Annotated in this window: 31 protein-coding genes; 22 read left to right on the top strand and 9 right to left on the bottom strand. The window is 69.9% G+C overall.

Features of this window, described 5'->3' with window-relative positions:
• The first annotated feature begins 76 nt into the window (after window positions 1–76).
• Complete coding sequence (locus AB0N89_RS06370) at window positions 77–580, top strand: very short patch repair endonuclease (protein ID WP_364200795.1); 504 nt, start codon at window positions 77–79, stop codon at window positions 578–580.
• Between the two features lie 40 nt (window positions 581–620).
• On the opposite strand, the gene AB0N89_RS06365 is transcribed toward AB0N89_RS06370, so the two are convergent.
• Window positions 621–1,184, bottom strand: coding sequence for a TetR family transcriptional regulator (locus AB0N89_RS06365; protein WP_364200793.1), 564 nt, complete (start codon window positions 1,182–1,184; stop codon window positions 621–623).
• A gap of 51 nt (window positions 1,185–1,235) precedes the next feature.
• Between AB0N89_RS06365 and AB0N89_RS06360 the strand changes: the two genes are divergently transcribed.
• Together AB0N89_RS06360 and AB0N89_RS06355 are read left to right on the top strand one after the other, a co-directional pair.
• Entirely contained in the window at window positions 1,236–1,889 is a 654-nt protein-coding gene (locus AB0N89_RS06360) for an SDR family oxidoreductase (protein ID WP_364200791.1), read from the top strand.
• 4 nt (window positions 1,890–1,893) lie between these two features.
• Entirely contained in the window at window positions 1,894–2,787 is an 894-nt protein-coding gene (locus AB0N89_RS06355) for an SWIM zinc finger family protein (RefSeq protein WP_364200789.1), read from the top strand.
• Here the strand turns inward: AB0N89_RS06355 and AB0N89_RS06350 are convergent.
• Window positions 2,784–3,791, bottom strand: a complete 1,008-nt coding sequence (locus tag AB0N89_RS06350; RefSeq protein WP_364200787.1) for a tetratricopeptide repeat protein — start codon at window positions 3,789–3,791, stop codon at window positions 2,784–2,786. The two genes, AB0N89_RS06355 and AB0N89_RS06350, sit on opposite strands and share 4 nt — an antisense overlap.
• A gap of 157 nt (window positions 3,792–3,948) precedes the next feature.
• Here AB0N89_RS06350 and AB0N89_RS06345 point away from each other — a divergent pair, with 157 nt between their 5' ends.
• Entirely contained in the window at window positions 3,949–4,626 is a 678-nt protein-coding gene (locus tag AB0N89_RS06345) for an HNH endonuclease family protein (protein ID WP_364200785.1), read from the top strand.
• 28 nt (window positions 4,627–4,654) lie between these two features.
• A complete protein-coding gene (locus AB0N89_RS06340) occupies window positions 4,655–5,305 on the top strand; it encodes an alpha/beta hydrolase (protein WP_364200783.1) in 651 nt (216 codons plus the stop codon).
• Between the two features lie 114 nt (window positions 5,306–5,419).
• On the opposite strand, the gene AB0N89_RS06335 is transcribed toward AB0N89_RS06340, so the two are convergent.
• Window positions 5,420–6,055, bottom strand: a complete 636-nt coding sequence (locus tag AB0N89_RS06335) for a nitroreductase family protein (protein ID WP_364200781.1) — start codon at window positions 6,053–6,055, stop codon at window positions 5,420–5,422.
• A gap of 55 nt (window positions 6,056–6,110) precedes the next feature.
• Here AB0N89_RS06335 and AB0N89_RS06330 point away from each other — a divergent pair, with 55 nt between their 5' ends.
• The gene (locus AB0N89_RS06330; RefSeq protein WP_364200877.1) at window positions 6,111–6,587 is read left to right on the top strand and encodes a MarR family transcriptional regulator; all 477 of its coding nucleotides are present in this window, start codon (window positions 6,111–6,113) and stop codon (window positions 6,585–6,587) included.
• On the opposite strand, the gene AB0N89_RS06325 is transcribed toward AB0N89_RS06330, so the two are convergent.
• From AB0N89_RS06325 to AB0N89_RS06315, 3 genes are all read right to left on the bottom strand, one after another.
• Window positions 6,556–6,981 (bottom strand): ATP-binding protein, encoded by a 426-nt coding sequence (locus AB0N89_RS06325; RefSeq protein ID WP_364200779.1) that lies wholly within the window; start codon window positions 6,979–6,981, stop codon window positions 6,556–6,558. The two genes, AB0N89_RS06330 and AB0N89_RS06325, sit on opposite strands and share 32 nt — an antisense overlap.
• A gap of 79 nt (window positions 6,982–7,060) precedes the next feature.
• The gene (locus tag AB0N89_RS06320; protein ID WP_364200777.1) at window positions 7,061–7,834 is read right to left on the bottom strand and encodes a SigB/SigF/SigG family RNA polymerase sigma factor; all 774 of its coding nucleotides are present in this window, start codon (window positions 7,832–7,834) and stop codon (window positions 7,061–7,063) included.
• A complete protein-coding gene (locus AB0N89_RS06315; RefSeq protein ID WP_005149761.1) occupies window positions 7,831–8,247 on the bottom strand; it encodes a Serine-protein kinase RsbW in 417 nt (138 codons plus the stop codon). Before AB0N89_RS06315 ends, AB0N89_RS06320 begins: the two co-directional genes overlap by 4 nt.
• A 136-nt stretch (window positions 8,248–8,383) precedes the next feature.
• Between AB0N89_RS06315 and AB0N89_RS06310 the strand changes: the two genes are divergently transcribed.
• The 6 genes from AB0N89_RS06310 to AB0N89_RS06285 all read left to right on the top strand — a co-directional run bounded on the left by AB0N89_RS06310 (window position 8,384) and on the right by AB0N89_RS06285 (window position 11,536).
• Window positions 8,384–8,692, top strand: coding sequence for a WhiB family transcriptional regulator (locus AB0N89_RS06310; protein ID WP_101611864.1), 309 nt, complete (start codon window positions 8,384–8,386; stop codon window positions 8,690–8,692).
• Between the two features lie 214 nt (window positions 8,693–8,906).
• The gene (locus AB0N89_RS06305) at window positions 8,907–9,260 is read left to right on the top strand and encodes an STAS domain-containing protein (RefSeq protein ID WP_005149764.1); all 354 of its coding nucleotides are present in this window, start codon (window positions 8,907–8,909) and stop codon (window positions 9,258–9,260) included.
• A 57-nt stretch (window positions 9,261–9,317) separates the two neighbouring features.
• Window positions 9,318–10,103 carry a metal-dependent hydrolase gene (locus tag AB0N89_RS06300; RefSeq protein ID WP_364200774.1) on the top strand — a complete coding sequence of 262 codons (786 nt, stop codon included), beginning with the start codon at window positions 9,318–9,320 and terminating at the stop codon, window positions 10,101–10,103.
• 49 nt (window positions 10,104–10,152) lie between these two features.
• Window positions 10,153–10,728, top strand: coding sequence for a TetR/AcrR family transcriptional regulator (locus tag AB0N89_RS06295; RefSeq protein WP_364200772.1), 576 nt, complete (start codon window positions 10,153–10,155; stop codon window positions 10,726–10,728).
• A gap of 53 nt (window positions 10,729–10,781) precedes the next feature.
• The gene (locus tag AB0N89_RS06290; RefSeq protein WP_364200770.1) at window positions 10,782–11,105 is read left to right on the top strand and encodes a hypothetical protein; all 324 of its coding nucleotides are present in this window, start codon (window positions 10,782–10,784) and stop codon (window positions 11,103–11,105) included.
• A complete protein-coding gene (locus tag AB0N89_RS06285; RefSeq protein ID WP_364200768.1) occupies window positions 11,105–11,536 on the top strand; it encodes a hypothetical protein in 432 nt (143 codons plus the stop codon). The genes AB0N89_RS06290 and AB0N89_RS06285 overlap by 1 nt, the downstream gene beginning before the upstream one ends.
• Window positions 11,537–11,580: 44 nt before the next feature.
• On the opposite strand, the gene AB0N89_RS06280 is transcribed toward AB0N89_RS06285, so the two are convergent.
• Together AB0N89_RS06280 and AB0N89_RS06275 are read right to left on the bottom strand one after the other, a co-directional pair.
• Window positions 11,581–13,218 (bottom strand): ABC transporter permease, encoded by a 1,638-nt coding sequence (locus AB0N89_RS06280; RefSeq protein ID WP_364200766.1) that lies wholly within the window; start codon window positions 13,216–13,218, stop codon window positions 11,581–11,583.
• On the bottom strand, window positions 13,215–14,111 hold the full coding sequence (locus AB0N89_RS06275) for an ABC transporter ATP-binding protein (protein WP_364200764.1): 897 nt from the start codon (window positions 14,109–14,111) through the stop codon (window positions 13,215–13,217). Before AB0N89_RS06275 ends, AB0N89_RS06280 begins: the two co-directional genes overlap by 4 nt.
• 94 nt (window positions 14,112–14,205) lie before the next feature.
• On the opposite strand from AB0N89_RS06275, the gene AB0N89_RS06270 reads away from it, so the two are divergent.
• The 7 genes from AB0N89_RS06270 (at window position 14,206) to AB0N89_RS06240 (ending at window position 20,109) form a co-directional block, all read left to right on the top strand.
• Window positions 14,206–14,709: a MarR family transcriptional regulator gene (locus AB0N89_RS06270; RefSeq protein WP_364200763.1), complete on the top strand. Its 504-nt coding sequence runs from the start codon at window positions 14,206–14,208 to the stop codon at window positions 14,707–14,709.
• Between the two features lie 25 nt (window positions 14,710–14,734).
• On the top strand, window positions 14,735–14,953 hold the full coding sequence (locus AB0N89_RS06265) for a hypothetical protein (protein ID WP_364200761.1): 219 nt from the start codon (window positions 14,735–14,737) through the stop codon (window positions 14,951–14,953).
• An 83-nt stretch (window positions 14,954–15,036) separates the two neighbouring features.
• Window positions 15,037–15,762 (top strand): SGNH/GDSL hydrolase family protein, encoded by a 726-nt coding sequence (locus AB0N89_RS06260; protein ID WP_364200759.1) that lies wholly within the window; start codon window positions 15,037–15,039, stop codon window positions 15,760–15,762.
• Between the two features lie 115 nt (window positions 15,763–15,877).
• A complete protein-coding gene (locus AB0N89_RS06255; protein WP_364200757.1) occupies window positions 15,878–16,054 on the top strand; it encodes a hypothetical protein in 177 nt (58 codons plus the stop codon).
• A 330-nt stretch (window positions 16,055–16,384) separates the two neighbouring features.
• A complete protein-coding gene (locus tag AB0N89_RS06250) occupies window positions 16,385–16,990 on the top strand; it encodes a sigma-70 family RNA polymerase sigma factor (protein WP_101611873.1) in 606 nt (201 codons plus the stop codon).
• A complete protein-coding gene (locus AB0N89_RS06245) occupies window positions 16,987–17,466 on the top strand; it encodes a carboxypeptidase regulatory-like domain-containing protein (RefSeq protein WP_125780735.1) in 480 nt (159 codons plus the stop codon). The genes AB0N89_RS06250 and AB0N89_RS06245 overlap by 4 nt, the downstream gene beginning before the upstream one ends.
• A gap of 114 nt (window positions 17,467–17,580) precedes the next feature.
• Window positions 17,581–20,109: a CHAT domain-containing protein gene (locus tag AB0N89_RS06240; protein WP_364200754.1), complete on the top strand. Its 2,529-nt coding sequence runs from the start codon at window positions 17,581–17,583 to the stop codon at window positions 20,107–20,109.
• Window positions 20,110–20,277: 168 nt separating this feature from the next.
• Here AB0N89_RS06240 and AB0N89_RS06235 read toward each other — a convergent pair whose 3' ends face one another.
• Entirely contained in the window at window positions 20,278–20,718 is a 441-nt protein-coding gene (locus AB0N89_RS06235; RefSeq protein WP_364200752.1) for an SRPBCC family protein, read from the bottom strand.
• A gap of 49 nt (window positions 20,719–20,767) precedes the next feature.
• On the opposite strand from AB0N89_RS06235, the gene AB0N89_RS06230 reads away from it, so the two are divergent.
• Genes AB0N89_RS06230 through AB0N89_RS06220 form a run of 3 tightly spaced genes read left to right on the top strand, consistent with a single transcriptional unit; the run spans window position 20,768 to window position 24,457 of the window.
• Window positions 20,768–22,732: an FUSC family protein gene (locus tag AB0N89_RS06230; protein ID WP_364200750.1), complete on the top strand. Its 1,965-nt coding sequence runs from the start codon at window positions 20,768–20,770 to the stop codon at window positions 22,730–22,732.
• Window positions 22,733–22,770: 38 nt separating this feature from the next.
• Window positions 22,771–23,457 (top strand): HEAT repeat domain-containing protein, encoded by a 687-nt coding sequence (locus AB0N89_RS06225; RefSeq protein WP_364200748.1) that lies wholly within the window; start codon window positions 22,771–22,773, stop codon window positions 23,455–23,457.
• Window positions 23,444–24,457, top strand: coding sequence for a HEAT repeat domain-containing protein (locus AB0N89_RS06220; RefSeq protein WP_364200746.1), 1,014 nt, complete (start codon window positions 23,444–23,446; stop codon window positions 24,455–24,457). Before AB0N89_RS06225 ends, AB0N89_RS06220 begins: the two co-directional genes overlap by 14 nt.
• Window positions 24,458–24,498: the final 41 nt, after the last annotated feature.

Below are 24,498 nucleotides of genomic sequence, written 5' to 3'. Positions count from 1 at the left end.
GTGATGCAGCTGGCGAGGGGCCCAGCGAGGTATCTTGCCTCATGTGTCCGTGATCGGATGAAGAGGTTCGGCAGGCGTGGTTCAAGGTGATCGCAGCGAGGCTCGTGCCCGAGCCCACGCGAAGGGGCTCTATCCAGCGCCGAAGGATGCTGGCAGGTCTCGAAACATGCAGGCTAACCGACGGGCTGACACTAAACCGGAAGTTGCACTCCGTAAGGCCCTGCATCGCCTTGGTTACCGGTACCGCAAGGATCTTCGCCTGACGTTGGACGACGGGGTGAAGGTCCGTCCGGATGTGGTCTTCACGGCTCGTAAGGTTGCGGTGTTCGTGGACGGGTGCTTTTGGCATGTGTGTCCCGACCATGGAAGACAGCCCACGTCGAATGAGTGGTACTGGACGCCGAAGCTTCGTCGCAACGTTGAGCGCGACCGTCTGGTTACTGTCGCGCTGGAGCATGCTGGTTGGCGTGTGGTGCGCATTTGGGAACACGTGCCCCTGGAGGCTGCCGTAGTCGCGGTGACGGATGTCCTCGAACACGGGTTCGACAGTACTAGCGGTAGCCGTCAAAACCCGGGATGACACGGCGGCTCGGTGCTGGCAAGTTAGCTTTCGTGGCCAGCTAGTCCCCGAAGACGCTGGTGAGGGCCTGTCGGATCAACCCCGGCAGGTCTCCCTCCCCATCCGTCTCAGCCCACCGGATCAGCGCGACGTGGGCGGCGCCGAGGCAGGCCATAGCCGTAGCCCGCACCCGAAACTCCTCCTCAGGCGAAGAGCGATCGAGAGCAGCCACGATCGCATCGGCGGTCGCGTACTGGCTGTCCAGATGCCGCGCCCGCAGCGCCGGAACCGAGATCATCAGCCGTAGCCGCGCCAGCAGGAACGCCTTCTCCGACGAAGACCCGTGAGCGGCCGTCTCCGAGAGCGCGTGCCCGATCCGCGCGGCCAGAGACAAAGAAGCGGGCTGGGCGGCGACAGCGGAAGCCGTCAAGGGGTCGTATTCGTCGTAGAGGACCAGGTCCTCCTTTGTGGGGAAGTGCCGGTAGACCGTCATCGCCGAGACGCCGGCGGCCGCGGCGACGTCGGCGACGGTGGTGGCGTCGTAGCCGACGTCGGTGAAGAGGCGGACGGCGTGCGTCTGCACCTGAAGCCGTGTCTCGGCGCGCTGGCGATCTCGCAGGCCCATGTGGTAGAGACTATCAAAGTGGTAGTAACTAACAGTTCGAAGACGGCATTGGTGACCGGGGCGTCCAAGGGGATCGGGGCGGCGATCGCGCGGCGGCTCGAAAGGGACGGCGTCAAGGTCCGAAGGCACGACAGCAGTCAGGGAGACCTCGCGCAGATGGAAGGCGTCGACAAAGCCCTTGAAGGCATCGACAGCCTCGACATCCTGGTCAACAACGCGGCCGCTCAGCCGGCGGGACCCATCGAGACGGACACGCCCGAGCGATTCGACCAGCTCTTCGCGGTCAACGTCAGGGCGCCGTACTTCCTCATCCAACGAGCACCGATGAACGACGGCGGCCGCATCATCAACGTCTCCTCGGTCGCCACCAGGATGGCCAACCCGGCGCAGACGTCCTTCGCGATGACCAAGGGCGCGCTCGAGACGATGAGCCGCACCCTCGCCCACCAGCTCGGACCCCGCGGGATCACGGTCAACGTCGTCGCGCCGGGCGCCACCAGGACCGAGGCCAACGGCGGGATCTTCACACCGGAGCTGGAAGCCGCCATCGAAAGCCTCACCGCGCACGGAAGGCTCGGGAACCAAGACGACATAGCGGACGTCGTCGCCTTCCTCGCCTCCGACGACGCCCGCTGGGTGACGGGGCAGGTCCTCGACGCGAGCGGCGGGTTGTTCCTCGGTCCTCCGGCCCAAGGGGTTCAATAGGGCGGTGACGTGGTTCAGCGAGGACGAACTCCGCAGGCAGGCCGGTGACGTCTCGTTCGCGCGCGGGGCCAAGTACCTGGAGTCGGTCGAGGCGCTGGACGACGTCGCGGGCGGGGTCGCGGCGGTGGTCAGCGGCACCGACCGCTACACCGTCCGGTTACGCAACGTCGGCGGCGAGCTCGTCGGCGAGTGCTCCTGCCCGCACGCGGCGGACGGCTTCTTCTGCAAGCACTGCGTGGCCGTCGGGCTGCTGGTCCTCGAAGGGGTGGCGGACGGCGGCGCCGCCGACATCCGCGGGTACGTCGAGACCCTCACGCGCGACGAGCTGGTCGAGTTGCTCGTCGGGCACGCGAACGAGGACCCGGTCCTGTTCCGCAAGCTCTCGCTCAAGGCCGGCCGCGAGGACCTCGACGCGCTGCGACGGCACGTCGAGGGAACGTTGCGGTTGCGCGGTTTCGTCGGCTTCCAGGGCACGCTCGCGTACACCGAGAAGGTACGCGAGGTACTCGCCACCGCCAAGGAACTCATGGACGCGCCGCTGCTGTGCCGCGTCGTCGAACTCGTCGTCGAGGCGCTGGACTTCGTCGAGGACTCGTTCGGCGCGCTCGGCGAAGAGGTCAGGACCGCGCTCGCGTTGTACGCGGAGGCGTGCGCGGACTCGCCGCCGGAGCCCAAGGAACTCGCGGAGTGGTTGCTACGCCTGGATCTCGACGGATCCGGACGCGTCGACGTGAGCATCGCGGACTTCACCGCCGGACTCGGTTTCGAGGGGCTCGCGGTGTTCCGCGCCGGCGTCGAGGAACGGTGGCGGCTCGACGACGGCGAGGACCCGTACCGCAGCCGCAAACTCCAGCGGCTGCGCGAGGGATTCGCGGTGATGCGGAACTGGAAAGCCTAGTACCCGCGCCGGTGCCGGACGCCCGAATTGCGGTACAGCTCCTCCAGATCCCGTCGCCCCGCTTGATCGCCGGTGTCGGCGGCCGCGCGGAACCAGTGCTCGGCCTCCTGGAAGTTGCCGTGGTCGGCGGCGAGCCTGCCGAGGTTCGTGTACGCGGGGACGCTGCCGAGCTCCGCGGCCTTCCGGTACCAGGCGGTGGCCTCGCCGGGATCGTTCCGGTCGTTGGCCAGCACGCCCAGGTTCGTCATCGCCGCGGCGTCGCCCCGCTTGGCGGCCTTGAGATACCAGCGTTCGGCGGCGTCGAGCTCACCACGCCGGTGCAGCACCAGGCCGAGCCGGACGGCGGCTTCGGGGGCACCCGCTGCCGCTGCCGCGTGGTAGCAGCTTTCCGCGCGCGTCAGGTCGTTCCGCCGCTCGGCCTCCAGGCCGAGTTTGACCAGGGACGGCGCGTCGGTCTCGGTGGCGGCCTCGCGCCACCAGGGTTCCGCTTCGTCCGACCGGTCGGTGTCGCACAGCAGGGCGCCGAGCGTGATCATCCCTTCGAGGTTGCCCGACTCCGCGGCTTCACCCGCCCAGCGCTCAGCCTCTTTGAGCTCTCCGCGCCGGTGCAGCGACCGCCCGAGCTCCGCCATCGCCTCGACCCGGCCCTCGACGGCGGCCCGCCGCCACCAGTCCTCGGCGGTCTCCGTGTCACCGCGCCGCGCGCAGAGATTTCCCAGATGCGCCATGGCATGCGAATCACCGGCCGTCGCCGCCTCGCGGTACCAGCGTTCGGCCTGTTCGGGTACGCCGCGTTCGCGCAGGAGGTGCGCCAGGTTGCCCATCGCGACCCTGTCCCCGCCCTCGGCGGCCTTCCGGAACCACACCTCGGCCTCGTCGAGATCGCCGCGCTCCAGCGCGGTGGATCCCATACGTGCCATGGCGATCACGTGCCCGCGTTCCGCGGCCTTCCGGTTCAGATAGTCGTCGACCCGGGTGTTCCACTTACGTTTTTCGGCGCCCACAAGCCCGCTCCTTCCGGCAGCGTCCCTGGGGTAGTCGCTGATCAGGGCACCGATGTGACAACAACTACCTGGTGTCATCGCCGTGTCGCTCCCGGTTTCCCCGCGCGGCGCGGCGATACTTGGGCACTCCCAATCCCCCGTCGAGAGGACCCGCGCGGTGGCCACGCGTACCCGGCAGATGACCACAGCCCAGCGCTTGCTCCTTTTGATCAGCCTCGCGGCCGTGGTGCTCGTCGGGATCTGGCTGGTCACCGGCAAGGGTTCCGCGTTGCAGCAGAGCCAGCCGACGTCGTCCAACACCGCCGGCGCCGCGGACGCGCGCAAACAGCTGGACGAACTGACCGTCGCGCCGCGCGGTTCGATGGACGGCTACGACCGCAAGAAGTACCCGCACTGGGACAACCAGGGGAACAACTGCAACACGCGCGAGTTCGTGCTCAAGCGCGACGGCAAGGACGTCAAGGCCGGCTCCGACTGCGCGCCGACGTCGGGCAGCTGGACGAGCATCTACGACGGCGAGACCTGGACCAAGCCGACCGACGTCGACATCGACCACATGGTCCCGCTCGCGCAGAGCTGGGTCAGCGGCGCGAAGTCCTGGACCGACGAGAAGCGGCGCCAGTTCGCGAACGACCTGACCCGCCCGCAGCTGTTCGCCGTCACCGACAACGTCAACCAGGAGAAGAGCGACAAGGCGCCGGACCAGTGGAAGCCGCCGCTCGTCTCGTTCTGGTGCACCTACGCCACCGACTGGATCACCGTGAAGCACTACTACGGCCTCACGATCACCACAGCGGAGAAGAGCGCGCTCGGCGACATGCTCGGTCGTTGCTGATCTCCCGGGCTTCGGCTTAGCTGGGGCGATGGCGACCTTCGTACTGATCCACGGCGGTGGCGGCAGCGCCTGGGACTTCCACCTCCTCGAGGCGGAACTGACCGGACGCGGCCACGACGTCGTCGCGGTGAACCTGCCGATCGAAGACGAGGAAGCGGGCTTCCCCGAGCACGTCGACGCCGTCGTGAACGCGATCGGCGACCGCGGCGATCTGGTGGTGCTGGGCCATTCCTACGGTGGCTTCACCGCGCCGATCGTCGCCGGGAAGCTCGGGGCGCGGCTGCTCGTGATGCTGACCGCGATGATCCCGAAACCGGGCGAGTCACCGGGGGACTGGTGGGGCAACACGGGCTTCAAGTCCGACGACAGCCTCAGCGAGGAAGAGCAGTTCTACAACGGCGTCCCCGCGGAAATCGTCGCGGAGGCGGGTTCGCACGCGCGGAACCAGGTCAGCGCCGAATGGGGACAGCCGTGGCCGCTGGAAAAGTGGCCGGACGTCCCGACGAAGGTGCTCATCGCGCGGCAAGACCAGTTCTTCCCGCCCGAGTTCCAACGCCGGGTCGTCCAGGACAGGCTCGGGTTCGCGCCCGACGAGATCGACGGTTCGCACTCCGTGCCCTTGAGTCACCCCAAGCCGCTTGCGGACCGGCTGGAGTCCTACCTCGGTGTCCAAAGGTGAATCCGCGTCCGCGATCGAAGGCGCCCTGTCACCGCGATAGCGGGGCCTTCGGCCGGGGCGGGTTCACGCGTACGGTCACTTTCCGCGCGAACCTCCAGCTCCGCCTCCCAACCCTCACCAGCGGTCCAGCCGCATGACCTCTTCGAGCGGCTGACGCGCGGCGGGCTTGAAGCTGTCGCCGGTGTAGAACGCCGTCGGGATCAGCGCGGCCTGGTGCACGTTGGCAGGCAGGCCGAGGATCTCCGCGGCCTCCTTCTCGTACGCGAGGTGCAGCGTCGTCCACGCCGTGCCGAGCGTGACCGCCCGCGCCGCGAGCATGTAGCTCCACACGGCGGGCAGCAGGTTCCCCCACAGCCCGGCCTGGTTGCCGGCGGGCAGTTCGGCGTCCGTCGTCTCCAGGCACGGGATGACGTGCACCGGCACCTCGCCCATCTTGTCTGCCAGGTACTCGACACTGGAGCCGACGCGCTTCTGCACCTTCGAACGCGCCGGATCGTCCGCGAACAGTTTCCCCGCCGCCCGTGGGGAATCCAGGTACTCGTGGCACGCCCGCCGATAGAGCTTCCCGAGTTCGGCCCGCTGGCCGGGATCGGTGATCACGAGCCAGTGCCAGCGCTGCGTGTTCGACCCGCTCGGCGCCTGCAACGCGACCTGCAGGGCGTGTTTCACCAGTTCGAGAGGTACCGGCCGGGTCAGGTCCAGTCGTTTGCGGACGGTTCGGGTGGTCGTCAGCAGCTCTTCGGGCGTCATCTGGAGAGTATGTCGTTATGATCCGCTGGTGGGGAGGCCGCCGCGCGAACGAGGGATGGGCACTTTGCTCCGGCATGTCCTCGAAACGACCGAAGCGGATGTCTCCGCGTTCTTCGAGGACATCGGGCTGGGGGAGTACCGGCCGCGCTTCACGCCGTTCGTCCGCGCGATCGTCGCGCACGGGCCGCTGGCCATCCGCGACCTCGCCGCCGAAGTCGGCGTGACGCATTCCGCGGCCAGTCAGACCATCGCGCAGATGGCGAAACAGGACCTCGTCTCGCTCCGACCCGGGCGCGACGCCCGGCAGAGGATCGTGTCGCTGACGGAGAAGACGCTCGCGCTGATGCCGACGCTCGAAGCGGAGTGGGCGGCGACCAGCGCCGCGGCCGAACAGCTGGAAGCCGAACTGCCGTACCCGCTCAGGGAGGTGCTGGTCGCCGCCGTCGAAGCGCTGGAGCGGAAATCGCTCCGGGACCGCATCGCCGAAACGGACGCCGCGCTCAGGCTCGCGCGTCGGCCTGATGAAGGCTGAAGACAGCCCAGACGTACTTGCCGCCTTCGCACAGCTCGTGACCCCAGTCGTCGGACAGAGCGTGCACCAGCTGAAGACCGCGGCTGCGCGCCGCCATCGGCGAAGGCTCCTTCAGCTTCGGGCGGCTCGAGCCGGAGTCGTAGACCCGCAGCGTGAGCCTGCCCCCGGCGTACTCGACGTCGAGCCTGTCCGGCTTCTCACCGTGTTCGAACGCGTTCGTGACCAGTTCGGAGGTCGCCAGCAGGACGTCGTCGACCTCCGGGCCGTCGAGGCCGAGGCTCGCCAAGGTCGACCGGACCGCTTGCCTCGCGACGGCGGGAGCCGTCACATCGACCGGCAGGGGCAGGGAGACCACCGGCAACGTGCCCTCCGATCGCGTCTTGGACATCGTCATGGTTCCGCACCTCCCCTCACACGAGAGACTCTCAGATCCGCTGTTCGTCTCCCAGATACCCACAAGGGTCAAGGTCGAATCAGGGTCCGTCGGTGAGTTCTGTCTCGGTCCATCCTTCCCGCAGTTTCTTGAGCGTGGAGGCCAGCAACCTCGACACCTGCATCTGCGAAACACCGACACGGCGCGCGATGTCCGACTGGCTCATCCCGGACCCGAACCGCAGCGCGACGATCTTGCGTTCGCGATCGGGCAGCCGTTCCAGCATCGGCCGCAGCGCCTCGCGCAGCTCCGCCTGGCTCAGGTTGGCGTCGGCCTCGCCGAAGCGGGTGTGCGCCGAGTTCTCCAGGAGGTTGTCCAGCGAAGCGCCGTACCGGCCCTGGCCGGCCCGGAGGCCTTCGTAGACCTCGTCGATCGGGATGCCGAGATGGGTGGCGATCTCACTGGGCTTCGGCGCGCGCGAAAGCCGGACCGTCAGCTCCTCGCGTACGGCCGAGATGTTCGCGTTCAGCTCCTTGAGCCGCCGCGGGACCCGCACCGACCAGCTGTTGTCGCGGAAGTGGTGCCGGAGCTCGCCGGAGATGGTCGGGACCGCGAACGCCAGGAAGTCACTGCCCTGACCGGGATCGAACCGGTCGACGGCGTGGATCAGCCCGATCGTCGCGATCTGGACCAGGTCCTCCATCGACTCGTCCCGGTTGCGGAACTTCCGCGCCAGGTTGCGCGCGAGCTCCAGATGCGCGCGCACCAGCTCGTCCCTCAGCCGTTCCCGTTCCGGGGCGTCCGGGGCCAGCGCGTGCATGCGCTCGAACAGAGCCGGGACGTCCGCGCCGTCTTGCTCGACGGGATCCGTCACGGCCGGGCCGCCTCGCTCTCCCGGATGAGCTCCACCCTGGACAGGTAGCCGCCGTCGGCCGGGGTGACACTCCGCCGCGCGGACGTCGCCAGCGCGGTGAGCAGCTGCCAGGACAGACCGGTCTCGTCGTCGGGTTCCGGCGAATCCGAAAGCACCGAGACGGTCACCTCGATCCGTCCGTCCTTCCACGAGAAAACGCAGGTCAGATGGCCGTCGGCGGCCGAGGGGAGCAGCATGGAGCAGGCCTCGTCCACCGCCATCCGGAGGTCCTCGACCGCGTCCAGGTCGAAGTCCTGGCGCATCGCGATGTCCGCGACGATCGTCCGGAGAGTCGGTACCACGTGCGGTACCGCGGCCGTGCGTACCTCGATGAGTTGAGCGCCCTCCCCGCTGGGCGGGGTGTTGTCCACCACGTGTGTTCCTCTCTCGAGCTGCGCTGCCGAGTCGTCGATTGCCCGGAGTGTGAGCAAACCAAACCCAGGTTTGAGTCGCGCAGGCGGCGGGCATGTAACCGGGGACAAACGATCTCCTGGAAAGGCGGGGACCGACGTGGCTGACGTGAGCCGGCTGCCCAACGTGGTGGCGGAAGAGTGGGATTGGCAGCTCCGTGGGTCGTGCCGGGGGGCCGACAGCAGCTTGTTCTTCCACACGGACAACGAGCGCGGTTCGGCCCGTGAGCGGCGCGAATCACGAGCGAAGGCGATCTGCCAGGCCTGCCCCGTGCTGGCGCAGTGCCGTAAGCACGCGCTGGCGGTCCAGGAGCCGTACGGCATCTGGGGCGGGCTCGGTGAGATCGAGCGCCGCGAGCTGTTCCTCCGGGAACGCCGCGCCGGGCGCAAAGCGCTGACGGCGCATTGAGCGCGTCCGGGACGCCGGTCGGCGACGCGCGTGACGGCGATCGTGGCGCCCCGTCCGGACTGGGTTAGGGTTGAGACTGTCGTTGCGGGGACAGCCAAGCCAACCCGCCGAAGAAGAGCGTGCGTCCGTGTCCGGACTGGGCGCGGCCGTCGCTTGAGACCACAGGCGCGTTCCGGCGCTGAGCGTCGGTTCTCACCTGATGAGGAGAATGTGCATGCCCGCAGCGGACCAGAACACCACGCCGCCCGGTTTCAGCATCACGCTGGACGCCGACGCGTCTGTACCGCGCGTGGTGGTCACCGGTGAGCTCGACCTGCTGACGAGCCCGCAGCTCCAGGAGACCCTCGGGGCCCTGATCACGGACAAGCCGTCCGGCCGGGTCGTCGCCGACCTCACCGGCGTGACCTTCTTCGACTCCTCGGCGCTGAACGTGGTGCTCCAGGCACAGCGCCAAGCCGCCGAGAAGGCCGTCGAGCTCGAACTGGTGCCCAGCCCGCAGGTGAGCCGAGTGATCGAGCTCACCGGCGTCGCCGAGCACCTCAGCGTGTCGGAAGAGCCCCCCGCCTGATCCCCCGCTACGGTCGTGGGCTCGTGATCCGCGACACCTGGGGGAAGCAGCACGATGATGGGGCGGACCCATGCCCTGACAGGCTGGTGCGCGGGTCTCGCGCTCGCGCCCGCCGTCGGGGCCGGCACGGTGCACCAAGCGGTCGTGTTCGCCGCGACCACGGCCGGTTTCGCCCTCCTCCCGGACCTCGACCATCCGGGTGCCAGCGCGTCGAGACTGCTCGGATGGTTCACCGGCGCGATCTCCTGGCTGCTCCGCCGCGTCTCGGCGGCTCTCTACGCGCTGACCAAGGGGCCCCGGGACGAGAAGGTCACCGGTAAGCACCGGCACCTCTCGCACACCGTGCTGTTCGCCGTCGGCCTCGGCTTCCTGACCTCCTGGGGCACCACCGAGGGCGGACCTTGGGCGGTGTTCGGCGTCGTCGTCCTCGGTCTGCTGCTCGCGGAGGGCGCGCTCGGCGACTGGCTCCTGCCGGTCAGCGGCGCCGCGGTCGGGTGGTGGGTGTGGACCGCCCCGCCGGACAAGGCGGCGCAGCTCGCGGAGATCTCCGGCTGGCTCGGCATCGCCGTCGCGGCCGGTTGCTTCGTGCACTGCCTCGGGGACGCGCTGACCGAGTCCGGCTGCCCGTTCCTGTTCCCGATCCCGATCGCGGGCGAGACCTGGTACGAGATCCGGCCGCCGAAGCCGCTGCGGTTCCGCACCGGCAAGAAGGTGGAGAACCGGCTGATCTTCCCGGTGTTCGCGGTCGCCGCCGTGCTGCTGATCCCGGGCGTATGGGAGTACCTGTTCACCACGGCCCAGACCCTGTTCACGCCGGAAGGCGCGCAGACCGCGGTCCAGTGAGGAATGTCCTCACCCTGAGCGACGTTGAACCGGGTCGAGGAGGGGAACAGTGGACAAGCCCGTGCTGCGCGCCGACGCGAGACGCAATCGCGCGAAGGTGCTCGCGGCGGCCGAAGAGGCCTTCGCCGTCAACGGCCTCGCCGTCCCCCTCGACGAGATCGCCCGCATCGCCGGTGTCGGCGCGGGCACGGTCTACCGCCATTTCCCCAGCAAGGAAGCGCTGTTCCAGGCCGTCGTCCTCGACCGCGTCGAGCAATTCGCCCAGGAGGCGCGGGAACTGCTGAACGCCGAAGACCCCGGCGAGGCGTTCTTCGACTTCTTCAAACGCGTCGTCCAGCAGGCTTCCCGCAACCGGGCCCTGTGCGACGCGCTCGCCGAGACGACGGGACTCGCCTTCAAAGCGAGCGCCGGCAACGATTTCCGGGCGGCGACGCAGGCGTTGCTGACCCGGGCGCAGGCCGCGGGCGCGGTACGCGAGGACATCGACGGCGACGACCTGCGCGCCCTGATCGCCGGGTGCCTCGCCGCCGAACGGTATTCGCTCGAAGAACGGCATCTCGTGCGGATCGTGGTCGACGGACTGCGCACCTTCCACTCGACTTGCACGCTGCGTAACAAAAAGTAAGATCAACGCGAGAAGTCCTCGTACCTGCGCTTCGCATGTCGAGGGGGTGCCGGATGTCAGTCCAGGGTCCCACCACCGGTTCCGTCATGGTCGCGGCCATCGCCGGTCTCGCGACCGGACTGCTCGTCGCCGCCCTCCTGGTGGCAGGGCGCGAGCCACAGCCCCGCGTCCAGGAAGTCCGCACGACCCCGTCACCGACCACGACGTCCCAGTCGGTCGGGGAGATCACGGTGACCGTGCCGGGAAGCGTCCCGGAACCCCTCGTCGTCACGCGCACCAGCACGCCCGCGCCCCGCACGGTGACCAGGACCGTGACGCCGTCCACCACCCCGACGGAACTCCCGCCCAGCACGACCTCGGGCTTCCGGCGCGACTGATGCAACCCGGGCGGCCTTCGCGACGTCTGCCCGGTATGCGGCGGCTACCCGTTTTCGTGCTCCTGCTCGCGACTCTGACCGCCTGCGGCCAGCCCGCCGAGAAAGCCTGCCCGGCCATCGCGTTGGAGGAGGGGATCTCCCTCGACGTCCCGCCGGAAGTGGCCGCCGGCCTCGGCCGCGTGTCGCTGGAGCTGTGCTGGGCCGGTGACTGCGTGACCGGGTCCGCGCCCGGCGGCGAGCACGTCTTCATCCCGATCCGGGGCCTGCCGGCCACGCCGATCAAAACAACGGTGACCCTCGGTGACCGGAAACCCCACGCGCTCGTCGTGACACCGGCGATCGTCTACCCGGCGGGTAAAGCCTGTGGTGGCGGCGTACCGGTCGCGAAACTGGTCGTCACGCCCGGCGGCGCGATACGGCAAGAACCGTGAAGGCCGCCCACCCCGTCGGGCGGCCTTCACGGTTTCCCCTGTGGCTAGCCGACGTCGCGACGCCGCCAGCCCATGAGCCCGGCCGCGAGCGCGACCACGGCGACCCCGGTCAGCCAGATCAGCGGTGTCGCGGTGAACTCCGCGGCGGGCAGTTTCGGAACGTGCGAGAACGGCGAGGCGTCCAGCAGCACCCGCGGCAGGTTCAGCACGGCGCCGAACAGGCTGAGCAGCAACGCCACCCCGGCGATCGCCCAGGCGGCCGTCGAGAACTTCGGCGCCAGGCCGAAAAGCGCCACGGCGAGGCCGGTGATCACCCAGATCGCCGGGAGCTGGGCCAGCGAAGCGCCCACCATGTCCCCGACGGAGTCCCCGACGGTGCCCGCGCGCATCCCGTTCGACAGTCCTAAGAGGACACCGCTGACGACCATCATCAGCGCCGTGCCGCCGAACGCGAACACGAGGTGACTCCCCAGCAAGCGCATCCTGCCGACGCCGGTCGCGAGCAGCGGCTCGACGCGGATCGCGGTCTCCTCGGCGCGGATCCGCAGCGCGGCCTGCACCCCGTAGAGCGCGATGACCATGGCGAACAGGCCGGTCATCGCCGCCATGAAGGCGTCGATCAGCCCGTTCGTGCCGCCGAGGCGCTGGAAGATCTCCCTCGCCTGCTCGCTCTGCCCGACGACGTCGCCGATCCCGCTCGCGACCGAGCCGAACACCGCGGCGCAGACCGCCGTGCCGATCACCCAGCCGATCAACGGACCCCGGTGCAGCCGCCACGCCAGCGCGAACGGGCTGCGCAGCGACGTCGCCGCTTCGGCGGGCCCGGGACGCGGCGGGAGGATGCCGGTGCCGACGTCGCGCCGCGGGAGCAGCGCGTAGCCGGCGGCGCCGACGACCACGATCGCGGCGAGTGGCAGCAGGAACACCCACCAGCGCTCCTCGGAGAACGGCCGGATCTGCTGCGCCCAGCCGATCGGGGACAGCCACGAGACCCAGGTCGCGTCCGAGGTCGAGTCGCCGACCGCGCGCAGCAGGAACGCGACACCGACGGCGGTGGCGCCGATCCCGTTGGCCGTCCTCGCGTACTCGGCCACCTGGACGGCGACCGCGGCGATCGCGGTGAAGACCAGCCCGGTCACCGCGGTGGCGGCGCCGAGCGCCCAAGAGCCGTCGGCGGGCAGCTTCGCGCCGACCATCAGCCCGACCTCGACGAGTCCGATGAGGACGCTCGCCCCGGCGGACACCAGCACGCCCGAGGTCAGCAGGGCGTACCGGCCGACCACCGCGGAGGCCAGCAGTTCCGCGCGGCCGGTGTCCTCCTCGGCGCGGGTGTGCCGGGTGACGGTGAAGACGGCCATCAGCCCGATGATCAGGGCGAGGAAACCGCCGAGCCGCCACGCGGTGAACCCGCCCGCGGTCGAGAGGTCGAACGCCGGGCCGTAGATCAGCGAAAGCGACGGGTTCGCGCCCATGCTCGCGGTGAGCCCCGCCCGTTCGGCGGCCGTCGGGTACAGCGTTTCGAACGTCCCCGAGGACGTCGACGGCATGATCCCGAGCAGGACGATCCAGATCGGCAGGACGATCCGGTCACGCCGCAGCGCGAGCCTGGTCAGCTGCCAGGTGCCGACCAGTCCGTGCGCCGGGCCGGTGGCCGCCGCCGGGCGGTCCAGTGTCGCGGTCATTTCGCGCTCGCCTCGGTGGTGTAGTGCCGGAGGAACAGCTCCTCCAGCGTCGGCGGCTGGCTGGTCAGGCTGCGGACGCCGACTTCGGTGAGTTGACGCAGCGCCTCGTCGAGCGAGCGGGTTTCGACGTCGAACCGGACCCGGTTGCCCTCGACCTTGAGGTCGTGGATGTTCCGGAGTTTCGTCAGCCCGTTCGGCGGGCCCGCCAGTTCGGCCGAGATCGACGTCCTGGTGAGGTGGCGGAGCTCGGCCAGCGTGCCGGTCTCGACGGTGCGCCCGTTGCGGATGATGCTGACCTTGTCGCAGAGCGCCTCGACCTCGGCCAGGATGTGGCTCGACAGCAGCACCGTGCGGCCCTGCTCGCGCTCCTCCTGGATCGCGTACTGGAAGGTGGCCTCCATCAGCGGGTCCAGCCCGGAGGTCGGCTCGTCGAGGATCAGCAGGTCCACGTGCGAGGCCAGCGCAGCCACGATCGCGACCTTCTGCCGGTTGCCCTTGGAGTAGGTGCGCCCCTTCTTCTTGGGGTCGAGGTCGAAGCGTTCGACGAGGTCCTTGCGGCGGCGCTGATCGAGGCCGCCCCTCAGCCGTCCCAGCAGATCGATCACCTCGCCGCCGGAGAGGTTGGGCCAGAGGTTCACGTCGCCGGGGACGTAGGCGAGGCGCCGGTGCAGGCCCGCCGCGTCCTTCCAGGGGTCGCCGCCGAGCAGGCGGACGTCGCCCGAGTCTGCGTGGAGCAGGCCGAGCAGGACCCGGACGGTGGTCGACTTCCCCGCGCCGTTCGGGCCGAGGAAGCCGTGCACCTCCCCAGCGGGTACCTGCAGGTCAAGGCCGTCCAAAGCCTTGGTCCGGCCGAAGGATTTGTGGAGGCCGGAGATGGAGATGGCGTTTTCCATGAAGCTGAAGGTACAGTGATTTCACGAAGTTGTGAAGTTAAGAAAACGTATGGATGATGTGATCACTCTGGGGGCGGTAAGAGAGGATGTGCTCATGACGACGACGCCTGAGAGTGCTTCGAGCACCGAGAGAGACGAGGACGCCGTCCGCCGTTACGTGGAGCACCTGGGCCTCACGCTTTCCCAGATCGGGATGCAGCGGATGCCCGCCAGGGTGTTCGCGGCGCTGATGACCACCGACGCCGGTCGGCTCACCGCGGCCGAACTGGCCGACCAGCTCTCGGTGAGTCCCGCCGCGATCTCGGGGGCCGTGCGCTGGCTGGAGCAGATCGGACTGGTCGCCAAGGAACGCGAGCCGGGCTCACGCCGCGACCACTACCGCCTCTTCGACGACCTCTGGTACGCCACCTTCATGAAACGCGACCGCATGATCACCCTGTGGCGTGACGCCGCCGACGAGGGCGTTTCGGCCCTCGGCGCGGACACGCCGGCGGGTGAACGGGTCGCCGAGATGCGGGACTTCCTGAGCTTCATGATCAAGGAGCTCAACGACATGTACGCGAAGTGGCACGCGATGCTGGACGCCAAGGGCAAGTGAGCAGAGAGTTCGCGCCAGCGTCGTCGTGAGCCGCTCCGCCCACTCGTCGAGTTCCGCTTCCGCCGGTTCCCGGTCCTCGAAGGAAGCCAGGAACGGGCCGCACACCGGCGTCATCGCCGCCAGCACCGAAGGCAATGTCCCGGGGAGCTACAGCCTCAACCGCGCCGACGTCGCCGACTACCTGCTTCGCGCGGCGTCGGACGACACGCTCATCCACCAGACGGTCGCGATCGCCCAGGGCTGACTTCGCGTTTCGTCCTCTGAACGCGGTTGTCGCGTGCGCAACGATCGCGTTCAGAGGACGAAACGCGGAAGTAGAGTCGCCGGGTGATCAGCCGTGCGGTAGTGCTCGCCCCGATCCTGCTCGCGCAAGCCGTCCGGGTGCGCCGTACGACGCCCAGGCTGCCCGCCGCGGCGGGACCGGTCAGCGGTCTCGTGGCGGGCGACGGCCGTCCGGTGCGGCTGGCGGTGCTCGGCGAGTCCACTGTGGACGGCGTCGGCGCCGCGACGCACGCCGAGGCACTGACCGGGCGGCTCGCGGACGAACTCGCCCGTGACGGCCGCGCGGTCGCCTGGCAGGCCGTCGGCAAGACCGGGGCCAACGCGCGGGTCGTGCGCGAAGACCTGCTCCCGCTGCTCGAACCGGCCGACCTCGTGGTGATCGCGCTGGGCGTCAACGACACGATCGAACTGCATTCGGCCACGCGCTACCGGCGCGACCTGCTTGACCTGATCGTCTCCCTGCGGCGTCGCATCGGGCGGATCCCGGTGGTGCTGGCGGGGGTACCGCCGATGGGCCGTTTCCCCGCGCTGCCGCGACCGCTGCGGGACGTCCTCGGCGCGCGATCGTCCGCTCTCGACGCTTCGGCGGCCCGGCTGTCGTCACTCCCCGGAGTCGTCCACGTACCGATGCCCGCCGCGATGCTGGATCCCGCGACCTTCGCCGAAGACCGTTTCCACCCCGGTCCGGAGGGCTATCGGCGCTGGGCCGAACAACTCGCGGACGTGAGCCGTCAACTACTCAGCGACACAAATCAGTGGCAAAAGCACTGATCAGGTCACCCGCCTGCCACAGATTAAGAAATTTCCGCGAAAAAGCTGGCTCTGCGTGTATCTGGTGGCAGCCTCGTTGCGTCCTATGGAGCAGTCGAGGAAATGAGGGAACCCGATGACGACCGAGACCAACACCGCACCCGTCGAGGACGACGAGGCCAAGGCGACCGAGGACCTCGAAGAGACCCCGAAGCCGGGCCCGATCAAGGCTCCGGTCCCGCCCCGTCCCGGCGGTGGAGTGAGCCCGGACGGCAACTGGGAGCCGAACGGCACCAAACCGCCGGTGAACTGAACGAACACAGACAGGTGATGTCCGGAGGCCGAGGGGGCCTCCGGACATCACCTCCGGGTGCTCCCTCGGGGGAGGGGGACGCCCGGACGCGGGCCCGTTGGGGAGCGGGCCCGGGGGGAGGGAAAAAAGGACCGGCCGGTGCGCAGTCCACACCTACTCGCGCCGGCCGGTGCCTTTGTCCTCTTCCCGCATCGTGGGGGATTACCGAAACTCGACGAAAAAGTTAGTGACTTGATGTATCCCAGAGCCTCTTGCACGCTCCTTCTCCCCGAAGGGCCCGCGATACTGCCAGCGCCGACACGAAGACACGTCCGAAGTGGGGCAGATACGGTGACCGACGTGCAAACGACCGAGGTAGACCCGCCGTGGGAAGGACTGACCGGTGCCGACCTGCATGCCGCCTGCATGCGCGCGGCGCGGGCCGGTGACCGCCAGGCGATGGACAGACTTGTGCACGAGCTGACCCCGCTCGTGTGGCATGTCGCGCGTGCGAACGGGCTCGATCGCCTGACCGCCGAGGACGTGGTCCAGACGGTGTGGCTCGCCCTGTTCAGCCAGCTCGACAAACTGCGTGACCCCAAGGCGCTCGCCGCCTGGTTGATCACGACCACCAGACGTGAAGCCCAACATCCTTTCGGCCGCCGCGCCCAGCCCGTGCCGCTGACCGACGAGCTGGCCGAAAGCATGGAGAGCACCCATCCGGCCCCCGAAGAGGAAGCCGTCCGCGCCGACCGGGATCGCCGGGTCTGGCGCGCCTTCCTCCGTCTGCCGCACCGCTGTCAGCAGCTCCTTCGGCTGACCGTGCTCGCCGGGCGGGCCGAGTACCAACTGGTCGCCGAAGCACTCCGCATGCCGCGCGGAAGTGTCGGCCCGACCAGGGGCCGTTGCCTCGAATCGATGCGCGACCTACTGGCCCACGAAGGGGGAAGCCGATGAACGACCTCGGGACGCCGGGGGAGATGACCTCCCCGGGCGATGAGGACCTGCTCGCCGACATCGGGCGCTTCATGGACGAATTGGACCCGCCGCCGGGAGATCTGGTGCAGCGGGTTCAGTTCGCGCTCGCGCTCGAAAACCTCGACGTCGAAGTCGCGCGCTGGGAACGGATGGACGCCACGGCAGGCGTCCGCGGCAGCGACACCGGCACGATCACCTTCACCGTCAGCGATCTGACCGTGATGATCAACCTCACCAAGATCGGCAAGAAGCACCGGATCGACGGCTGGCTCGTGCCCGCCGGCGAATACGGGGTGGAGGTCCGCGTCGCCGAGCACGGCACGAGTTCCACCACCGCCGACGAGGGAGGGCGATTCGTGCTGGACAACGTTCCCCAGGGCACCACCCAGATCGTGATCCATCTCGGCGACGTGACCTGTCGCCGGACCGTCGTGACCCCGACAGTGGTGCTCTAACCGGACGGCTGTTCCGTTATGCGGCGTGGGTGTGCTCCCATAGTGCGTGTGCCCGCGCCGTCTCCTCCTGTCGCTGATCCCGTAGCCGAGGCCGCGGACCTCCATCGTCAGGCGATGGCCGCCGCCGCCGATCACGGTCCGGGCGCCGCGATCAAGTTGCTGCAGCGCGCTTTGACCCGCCTCGGGCCGGTGGAGGGCGCCGGGCCGGAACGGCTGGAGATCCGGGTCAGGGTGCTGATCAGCCTCGCCGCCGCCGAGGCCGAGGTCTTGTCCCAAGAGGACGGATTCGCCCGGCTGGACGAAGCGGAGGAAGTGCGGCTTTCGCTGCCGGAAGGCGAGATCCGGCGGCTGCTCCGGTTCACCGTGGTCCTGCAGCGCGCCGTCGTCCTGATGCGGATCTGGCGGCTGGAGGAAGCGCTCGCCCTCTACGACGCGGTGCTTCCCAGCCTGGTCGACGAGGTGGAAGACCACAGCCTGCTCCTCACCCGGAACATGATGAACCGGGCATGGCTGCACCTTCAGATGACCAATCCCGACGGCGCCTACAAGGACCTGATCGGCGCGCTGGAGATCGCGGTCAAGTACGGCCATCGCCGCCTCGAAGGGAAGATCCGGCACAACCTGGGCGATCACGCCAAGCTGCTCGGCGACATCCCCGAAGCGCTCCGGCACTACGAGCAAGCGGCGTCGATCTTCGTCACCGACGGACCCGGCTCACTGCCGCTCGTCCGGCTCGACCAGGCGAAAGCCCTGCTCACCGCCGGGCTCGCCGAGGAGGCGGCCCGACATCTCGACGAAGCGATCCCCGAACTCCGCGGCAACGGCGCGCACCACGTCGTCGCGGAAGCGGAGGTCGCGCGAGCCGGGGCCGCCATCCTGGAGGGTGACCACGCGCTGGCGAAGAAGCTCGCGACGTCCGCGCGGCGGAGTTTCTTGCGGCGTGGCAACGGCCGGTGGGCGGAGATCGCCGAGTTGACCCGGCTGCGGGCCGACGCGGTGAAGGTGCTGGCCAATCGAGACAAGAGACCTTCCGCGAAGCTGCCCGAGAGACTGGCCGATCTCGCCATCCGGCTGGCCGGACTCGGTCTGCGCGACGAAGCGGGCGCGGCCCGGATGTTCGCGGTGCGGCTGTTGATCCGTCGCGAAGAGACGGTCGTCGCGCAGGAACTCCTCGCCCAGGTACCGAAACCGCGGCAGACCACGCCGATCGACCACCGGATGCTGCTCCGGTTGTGCCGGGCCGAGCTCGCGGTGGCGTCCCACCGGCCGCGTTCGGCGCTCGCGCAGGCACGGGCCGGGTTGGCTGAACTCGGCCAGATCCGCGACCGCATGGGCGGGCTCGACCTCGTCTGCGGGACGGCGGCGCACGGCGAGGAGCTGGGCAAACTCGCGCTGACGTTGGTGCTCAAGAAGGCGAGGCGCAGCGGCGCCGGGGCGAAGAGCCTGTTCGCGTGGCTGGAACGCACGCGCGCGCAGGTGTACCGCTACGAACCGCTCCCGGTCATCGAAGACCCCGCGCTCGCCCGGCACATCAACGAAATGCGGCACGTGCAGGGGACGATCCAGGCCCGGCGGCTGTCCGGCGAACCGGTCGGGAAACTCGAGGAACGCTACGACCGGCTGCAGCGGGAGGCGACCCGGCTCGGCTGGTACACCAGCCAATGGGGGCGGCCACGACCCGTCTCGGCGCCCGAAGAGGTCGTCGAGCAGCTCGGGGATCGCGTGCTGGTCAGCCTGATGGGGTATCGCGACACCCTGTACGCGGTGGTCGTCGACCGCGGCCGGTTCCGGCTCCTGAAACTGGGGCCGCTCGCGGAGATCGTCGAAACCGCGCGGCAGCTGCACGCGGACCTCGACGCGCTGGCGCCGGACAACCTGCCCGCGCCGCTGGTCGAGGTCGTCACCGGTTCCGCGCGGCGCCGGGCGGACAAGCTGGACAAGCTGATCTCCGCGTCGCTGGCGAAGACGCTGGAGAACCGCGAGCTGATCATCGTGCCGATCGGTTCGCTGTACGCGTTGCCGTGGGGCGCTTTGCCCTCGCTGCACGGACATCCGGTGTCGATCGCGCCGTCGGCGACCGCCTGGGTGACCGCGTCCGGGCGGCGGAGCGAGGGGCCGGTCCTGCTCGCCGGCGGTCCCGGGGTGCCGGGTTCGGTCGGTGAGGTGCGGAACCTGCGGGCGGTGTACCCGCAGGCGCGGCTCGTCGACGGGAAGGACGCGACCAGCGAAACCGTACTGTCCGCTTTGGACGGTTCCGGGATGGCGCACCTGGTCGCGCACGGCGCGCATGAACCGGCGAACGCGCTGTTCTCGCGGCTGGAACTCGTCGGCGGCCCGCTGTTCGCGCACGAAACCGCCCGGATCGCGAAGCCGCCGGAACGGGTGGTGCTGGCCGCGTGCGAACTCGCGATGAGTCACATCCGGCCGGGTGAGGAGGCGCTCGGGTTCGCCGGGACGCTGCTCGCCAGCGGCTCGCGGACGGTCATCGGCGCGATCGCGCGGGTCGGGGACAAGGCCGCCGCCGACGCGATGGCCGAACTGCACCGGCGGCTGGCTTCGGGGACCGCGCCCGCTCTGGCGCTCGCCAAGGCGACCGCCGCCGATCCGCTGCGGCGCCCCTTCCTGTGCCTGGGCGCGGGCTGAAGGGAACTTTCCCCGCGTGCGATGCGACCATGGCGTCCTTCATCTACCCACAGGAGTTGTCCACAACCATCGCCACCTGTGGACAACTCCGCCGATCGGCCCCGACCGTCGCCCACCCCCGATAGACTGGACTCGGGGTCGCCCCCCTGGGACGGGCGGGGGGTGGGGTTACGGGCGTTCCGCGTGTTTCACCAGGCGGGTGGCCAGAAGTGAGACCACGGTGCGCAGGGCCGCGCAGGCGGCGGCGCCGGTGCCGGGCACCGATTCGGTGAACCGGCCGGCCCAGCGCAGATCCGTACCGCCGGAATCGTTCGGCGTGAAAGAGACTTCGGCGCGATAGTCCTTCAGCGGCGCGAGACCCGCGAAGCCGTAGACGTGCTTCCGGTCCTTTTCGTACTCCAGCGTCTCTTCGTGGATGTACACCGGCCACAGACCGACGGCCCGGACGGCGCCCACCTCGTCCGCGTCCGGCTTCCGCGCCCAGCGCGAGTGGAACACCACCGGCTTCGCCCATTCCGACCACCGGGAACCGTCGGCCTCCAGCGCGAACAGGGAAGCGGGCGAGGCGGTGCTCGTCCGGTTGATCTCGAAGGAGTACGTCTTGCCCATGTGGCGACGATAACCGCTCCCGCCGCGACGGATAAGTCAAGATAGAGGCGTGAGCACGACGCGCCGCGAGATCGCCGCACCGCATTGGCTGGTGCAGCTGCTGCGCAGCACACCGGTTCCCATCCCGTGGAACATGGTCGCCCGCGCCGTCCTCGCGCTCGCCGTGCCGCTCGCCGTCGGCTACGCGCTCGGCGACATCGGCGTCGGCGCGCTCATCTCCACCGGCGCCCTGCCCACCGTCCTGTCCGAATCCGCCGGCCCGTACCGCTACCGCGCCCGCCGTCTCGGCGGCGCCACCGCGGCCGCCGCCGTCGGCTACTTCGCCGGGCTGATCACCGGCGGTGTCCCCGCCGCCTCCATCCCGGTCGTCGTCGCGGTCGCCGCGATCTCCGCGCTGATCAGCGCGGCGGGCAGCAACGCCTCCGTCGCCGGGCTCCAGATGTTCGTCTTCTGCGTGCTCGGCACCGGCCAGCACGTCACCGGCCTGCGCGTCGAGATCCTCCTCGGCTACTTCTGCGTCGGCGCAGCCTGGAGCCTGCTCATCGCGCTCGCCACCTGGACCTTCCGCGCCACCAGCCCCGAACGCGGCGCCGTCGCCCACGTCTACGTCGAACTCGCCGCGATGCTGTCCGCGACCGACGAAGCCACCTCCCGCGTCGCGCGGCACCAGCTCACGACCGCGATGAACACCGCGTACGACCGGCTGCTCACCGCCCGGTCCTGGCTGTCCGGCCGCGACGCCACCTACCGCCAGCTGCTCAACCTGCTGTCCGCCAGCACCCCCGCCGTCGAGGCGTCCGTCGCGATGGTCAACGCCGGCCGCCACGCCCCGCGCGACGTGATCGACCACTTCATCGCGACCTCGGCCGCCGTCCTCGCGAACCAGGAACCGCCGAAGCCTCCCGAAGCGCCCGAAGACGCCGACCCGGTCCTCGCAGCGCTTTACGCCGGACTCGCCCGCATAGCCAAGGGCGACAACCGGAAACGGCGCGAGGTCCAGCCGTGGCACAAACGCCTCCGCGGCTGGGCGGGTTCGCTGATCTCCGGTCCGCTCACCTGGTTCGCCGCGCTCCGCCTCACGCTGTGCGTCGCGATCGCCGAAATCGTCGCGCTGCTCGTCCCGTTCGAACGCTCCTACTGGATCACGCTCACCGTAGGCATCGTCCTCAAACCGGACTTCGGCTCGGTCTTCGGCCGCGCCGTCCTGCGCGGCATCGGCACGGTGATCGGCGTGGGCATCGGCGCGGCCGTGCTCGCCGCAGGCGGCGAAGGATGGCTGCTGGTCCTGCTGATCGCCGTGTTCGCGGGCGGCGTCGCGGTCGGCAAGGTCCGCAACTACGGCATCCTCAGCGCCTTCGTGACACCGCTGATCATCCTGCAGATGGACCTCGCCAGCACCGGAAGCTGGAACGTCGTGCTCGCCCGGCTCGTCGACACCGTGCTCGGCTGCGCGATCGTCCTGCTCTTCGGCTACCTGCTCTGGCCGGGCAGCCGACGACCGCAGGTCGGCGGACGGCTCGCCGACAGCCTCGACAGCCTGGTGGAATACGTCGACAAGGGCCTCGTGCTCGCCCCGTCCGGCGAAGCCCGGCTGGAACGCTCACGTGCCCGTCGCCGCGCCTACCGCGCACTGGCCGACCTGCGGACCGCGTTCCAGCAGGTCGTCGTCGAACCCTCCGCCGCCGGACGGCAGGCCGTCGCCTGGTGGCCGGTGATCGCCGGACTCGAACGCGTCGCCGACGCCGTCACCGAGGTCGGCGTCACCCTCGGCCGCGGCGCCCCCGCCCCCGGCGAGGAAGACATCGCCCTGCTGACGGCGGCGCTCGCCGAACTCGCGGCCGCCGTCCGCGAGGAACGCGAACCGGCGGAGATGCCGATGCCCGACAACGAACAGCTCTCCGGCGTCGTCGACCAGGTCGGCGCCGCCTTCGACGCCGTCCGCGGCCCCGACCTCGTCGAGCGCGCGCCGCTGCGGCTGGTCCGCCGGTTCCTGCCCTATCACCGTCGGGCTTGACCTTGACATCGTGACAAGGTCTTCACTGATGGCAGGAGGTGATCCCCATCAACACGACACCGAGGACGGACACGCGCCTGCTGGACGCGTTGAGCTCCGAAAGCTCGTCGACGCGGCTCCAGGCGGCGCTGGCGGCCGGGACACACCCGGAAGCCGGATTCGCCGGCACGCTCGTGGCGCGGTGCGCGATCGAGCCGGACTTCTTCGTCCGGGACATGCTGACCTGGGCGTTGACGCGCCTGCCGTCGGAGAACACGGTGCCCGCGCTGCTGACGGAGCTCGGTTCGGAGGTCGCCCAGGCCCGGAGCCAGGCGTTGCACACGCTGTCCAAGATCGGGGACCCCGCCACGTGGCCCGCGATCACCCGGGAGCTGCTGCACGACGCCGACGACGAGGTCGCTCGAAGCGCGTGGCGTGCCGCCGTCGTCCTCGTCCCCGACGGGGAACGGAAAGAGCTGGCCGGGGACCTGGCCACCCAGCTCGGTCGCGGCGACCGGAAGGTGCGGCTGAGTCTCAGCAGGGCGCTCGTCGCGCTCGGAGACGAGATCGAGCCCGCGCTGCGCGAGGGAACGGCGAGTGCCGACCCCGAGGTCCGCGCGCACGCCCGCGCCACGGAGCGGCTCCTGCGCGACCCGGACGCCGATTTCGACCCGGCCGTCGACGAGGCGAAACGGGTTGCCGCGCTCGGCCCGGAACGCACGAGGGAACACGATGCTGATCGGTGAGGTGGCGCGCCGCTCGGGGGTGAGCAGCCGGATGCTCCGGCACTACGACACCCTCGGGCTGGTGCGGCCGACGGGCCGCACCGTCGGCGGCTACCGCGAGTACTCCGACGAGGACATCCGCCGGATCTTCCACGTGGAGAGCCTGCGCTCCCTCGGGTTGTCGCTGCGCCAGATCGGCCGCGCCCTGGCGGATCCCGCCTTCGAGCCGTCCGATCTGGTCGGCGACCTCATCCGGCGGACCGAGGAACGCCTGAAACGGGAGCAGGAACTGCTCGACAGGCTGCGCGCGGTCGACGCGTCGGCGCCCTTCGGCTGGGAGGGCGTCCTGCGCATCGTCGAACTCCTGCGCGGCCTCAACTCACCCCACGCCGCGCGACGGCAGCAGGCCGTCCTGGCCCCGGCCGAGGACGCACCGATGCCCACCGAGCTGCTGGCAGGCGCCGTCCTCGCCGAAGCCGACCCGAACGTCGCCGGGGCCTTGCGATGGGCCCTCGCGCGGGCGGGCGGTGAGGGGGTGGCGAGCCTGGCGGCCGGCGCGCGTTCGGAGGACGTCGAGGTCCGGCGGCGCGCGGTCCACGCGCTCGCCGGGATGCCCGGCGACGAGGCGACCGCGGCACTGGCGGAAGCGCTCGGCGACCCGGACCCGGAGGTCCGCGCCCGCGCCGCGCTGGCCGTCGGTTCGCGTGGCCGGACCGAGGCCGTGCCCGCCCTCGTCCGGATGGTGGTCGAGGGCACCACCGACGTCGAGGCCGCCGAGGTCCTCGGCGCGCTGGCGCGGGACGCCGGATGCGCGGACCGGATCATGGACGAGCTGACCGGCGAGCTCGCCACCGCGGACCCGGCGGCGCGGATCCGCCTGACCCAGGCCCTCGCCGAGATGCCGCCCGGCCTCGCGCGGGGCGTCCTGCGGAGCCTGGCCGATGACGACGATCACGCCGTCGCCCGTCTCGCCGCAGCCCTCGCCGGAGTACTGACGACCCACCCGAATGGGGGAGGGTGAGCATCGTCTCGAACTCATGTTCGAGTTTTCACGCATAATCG

The sequence above is a fragment of the Amycolatopsis sp. NPDC089917 genome, from assembly GCF_040684635.1.
Lineage (GTDB): Bacteria > Actinomycetota > Actinomycetes > Mycobacteriales > Pseudonocardiaceae > Amycolatopsis.
The sequence above is the reverse complement of the archived record's forward strand: the minus strand, read 5'-3'. Positions and strand labels throughout refer to the sequence as shown.

Bases quoted from the DNA above. Each gene is read 5' to 3' on its own strand.
- AB0N89_RS06365 (WP_364200793.1), bottom strand. From the start codon at position 1,184: ATGGGCCTGCGAGATCGCCAGCGCGCCGAGACACGGCTTCAGGTGCAG.
- AB0N89_RS06340 (WP_364200783.1), top strand. From the start codon at position 4,655: ATGGCGACCTTCGTACTGATCCACGGCGGTGGCGGCAGCGCCTGGGAC.
- AB0N89_RS06335 (WP_364200781.1), bottom strand. From the start codon at position 6,055: ATGACGCCCGAAGAGCTGCTGACGACCACCCGAACCGTCCGCAAACGA.
- AB0N89_RS06330 (WP_364200877.1), top strand. From the start codon at position 6,111: ATGGGCACTTTGCTCCGGCATGTCCTCGAAACGACCGAAGCGGATGTC.
- AB0N89_RS06325 (WP_364200779.1), bottom strand. From the start codon at position 6,981: ATGACGATGTCCAAGACGCGATCGGAGGGCACGTTGCCGGTGGTCTCC.
- AB0N89_RS06305 (WP_005149764.1), top strand. From the start codon at position 8,907: ATGCCCGCAGCGGACCAGAACACCACGCCGCCCGGTTTCAGCATCACG.
- AB0N89_RS06300 (WP_364200774.1), top strand. From the start codon at position 9,318: ATGGGGCGGACCCATGCCCTGACAGGCTGGTGCGCGGGTCTCGCGCTC.
- AB0N89_RS06290 (WP_364200770.1), top strand. From the start codon at position 10,782: ATGTCAGTCCAGGGTCCCACCACCGGTTCCGTCATGGTCGCGGCCATC.
- AB0N89_RS06285 (WP_364200768.1), top strand. From the start codon at position 11,105: ATGCAACCCGGGCGGCCTTCGCGACGTCTGCCCGGTATGCGGCGGCTA.
- AB0N89_RS06280 (WP_364200766.1), bottom strand. From the start codon at position 13,218: ATGACCGCGACACTGGACCGCCCGGCGGCGGCCACCGGCCCGGCGCAC.
- AB0N89_RS06275 (WP_364200764.1), bottom strand. From the start codon at position 14,111: ATGGAAAACGCCATCTCCATCTCCGGCCTCCACAAATCCTTCGGCCGG.
- AB0N89_RS06270 (WP_364200763.1), top strand. From the start codon at position 14,206: ATGACGACGACGCCTGAGAGTGCTTCGAGCACCGAGAGAGACGAGGAC.
- AB0N89_RS06255 (WP_364200757.1), top strand. From the start codon at position 15,878: ATGACGACCGAGACCAACACCGCACCCGTCGAGGACGACGAGGCCAAG.
- AB0N89_RS06245 (WP_125780735.1), top strand. From the start codon at position 16,987: ATGAACGACCTCGGGACGCCGGGGGAGATGACCTCCCCGGGCGATGAG.
- AB0N89_RS06240 (WP_364200754.1), top strand. From the start codon at position 17,581: ATGGCCGCCGCCGCCGATCACGGTCCGGGCGCCGCGATCAAGTTGCTG.
- AB0N89_RS06235 (WP_364200752.1), bottom strand. From the start codon at position 20,718: ATGGGCAAGACGTACTCCTTCGAGATCAACCGGACGAGCACCGCCTCG.
- AB0N89_RS06220 (WP_364200746.1), top strand. From the start codon at position 23,444: ATGCTGATCGGTGAGGTGGCGCGCCGCTCGGGGGTGAGCAGCCGGATG.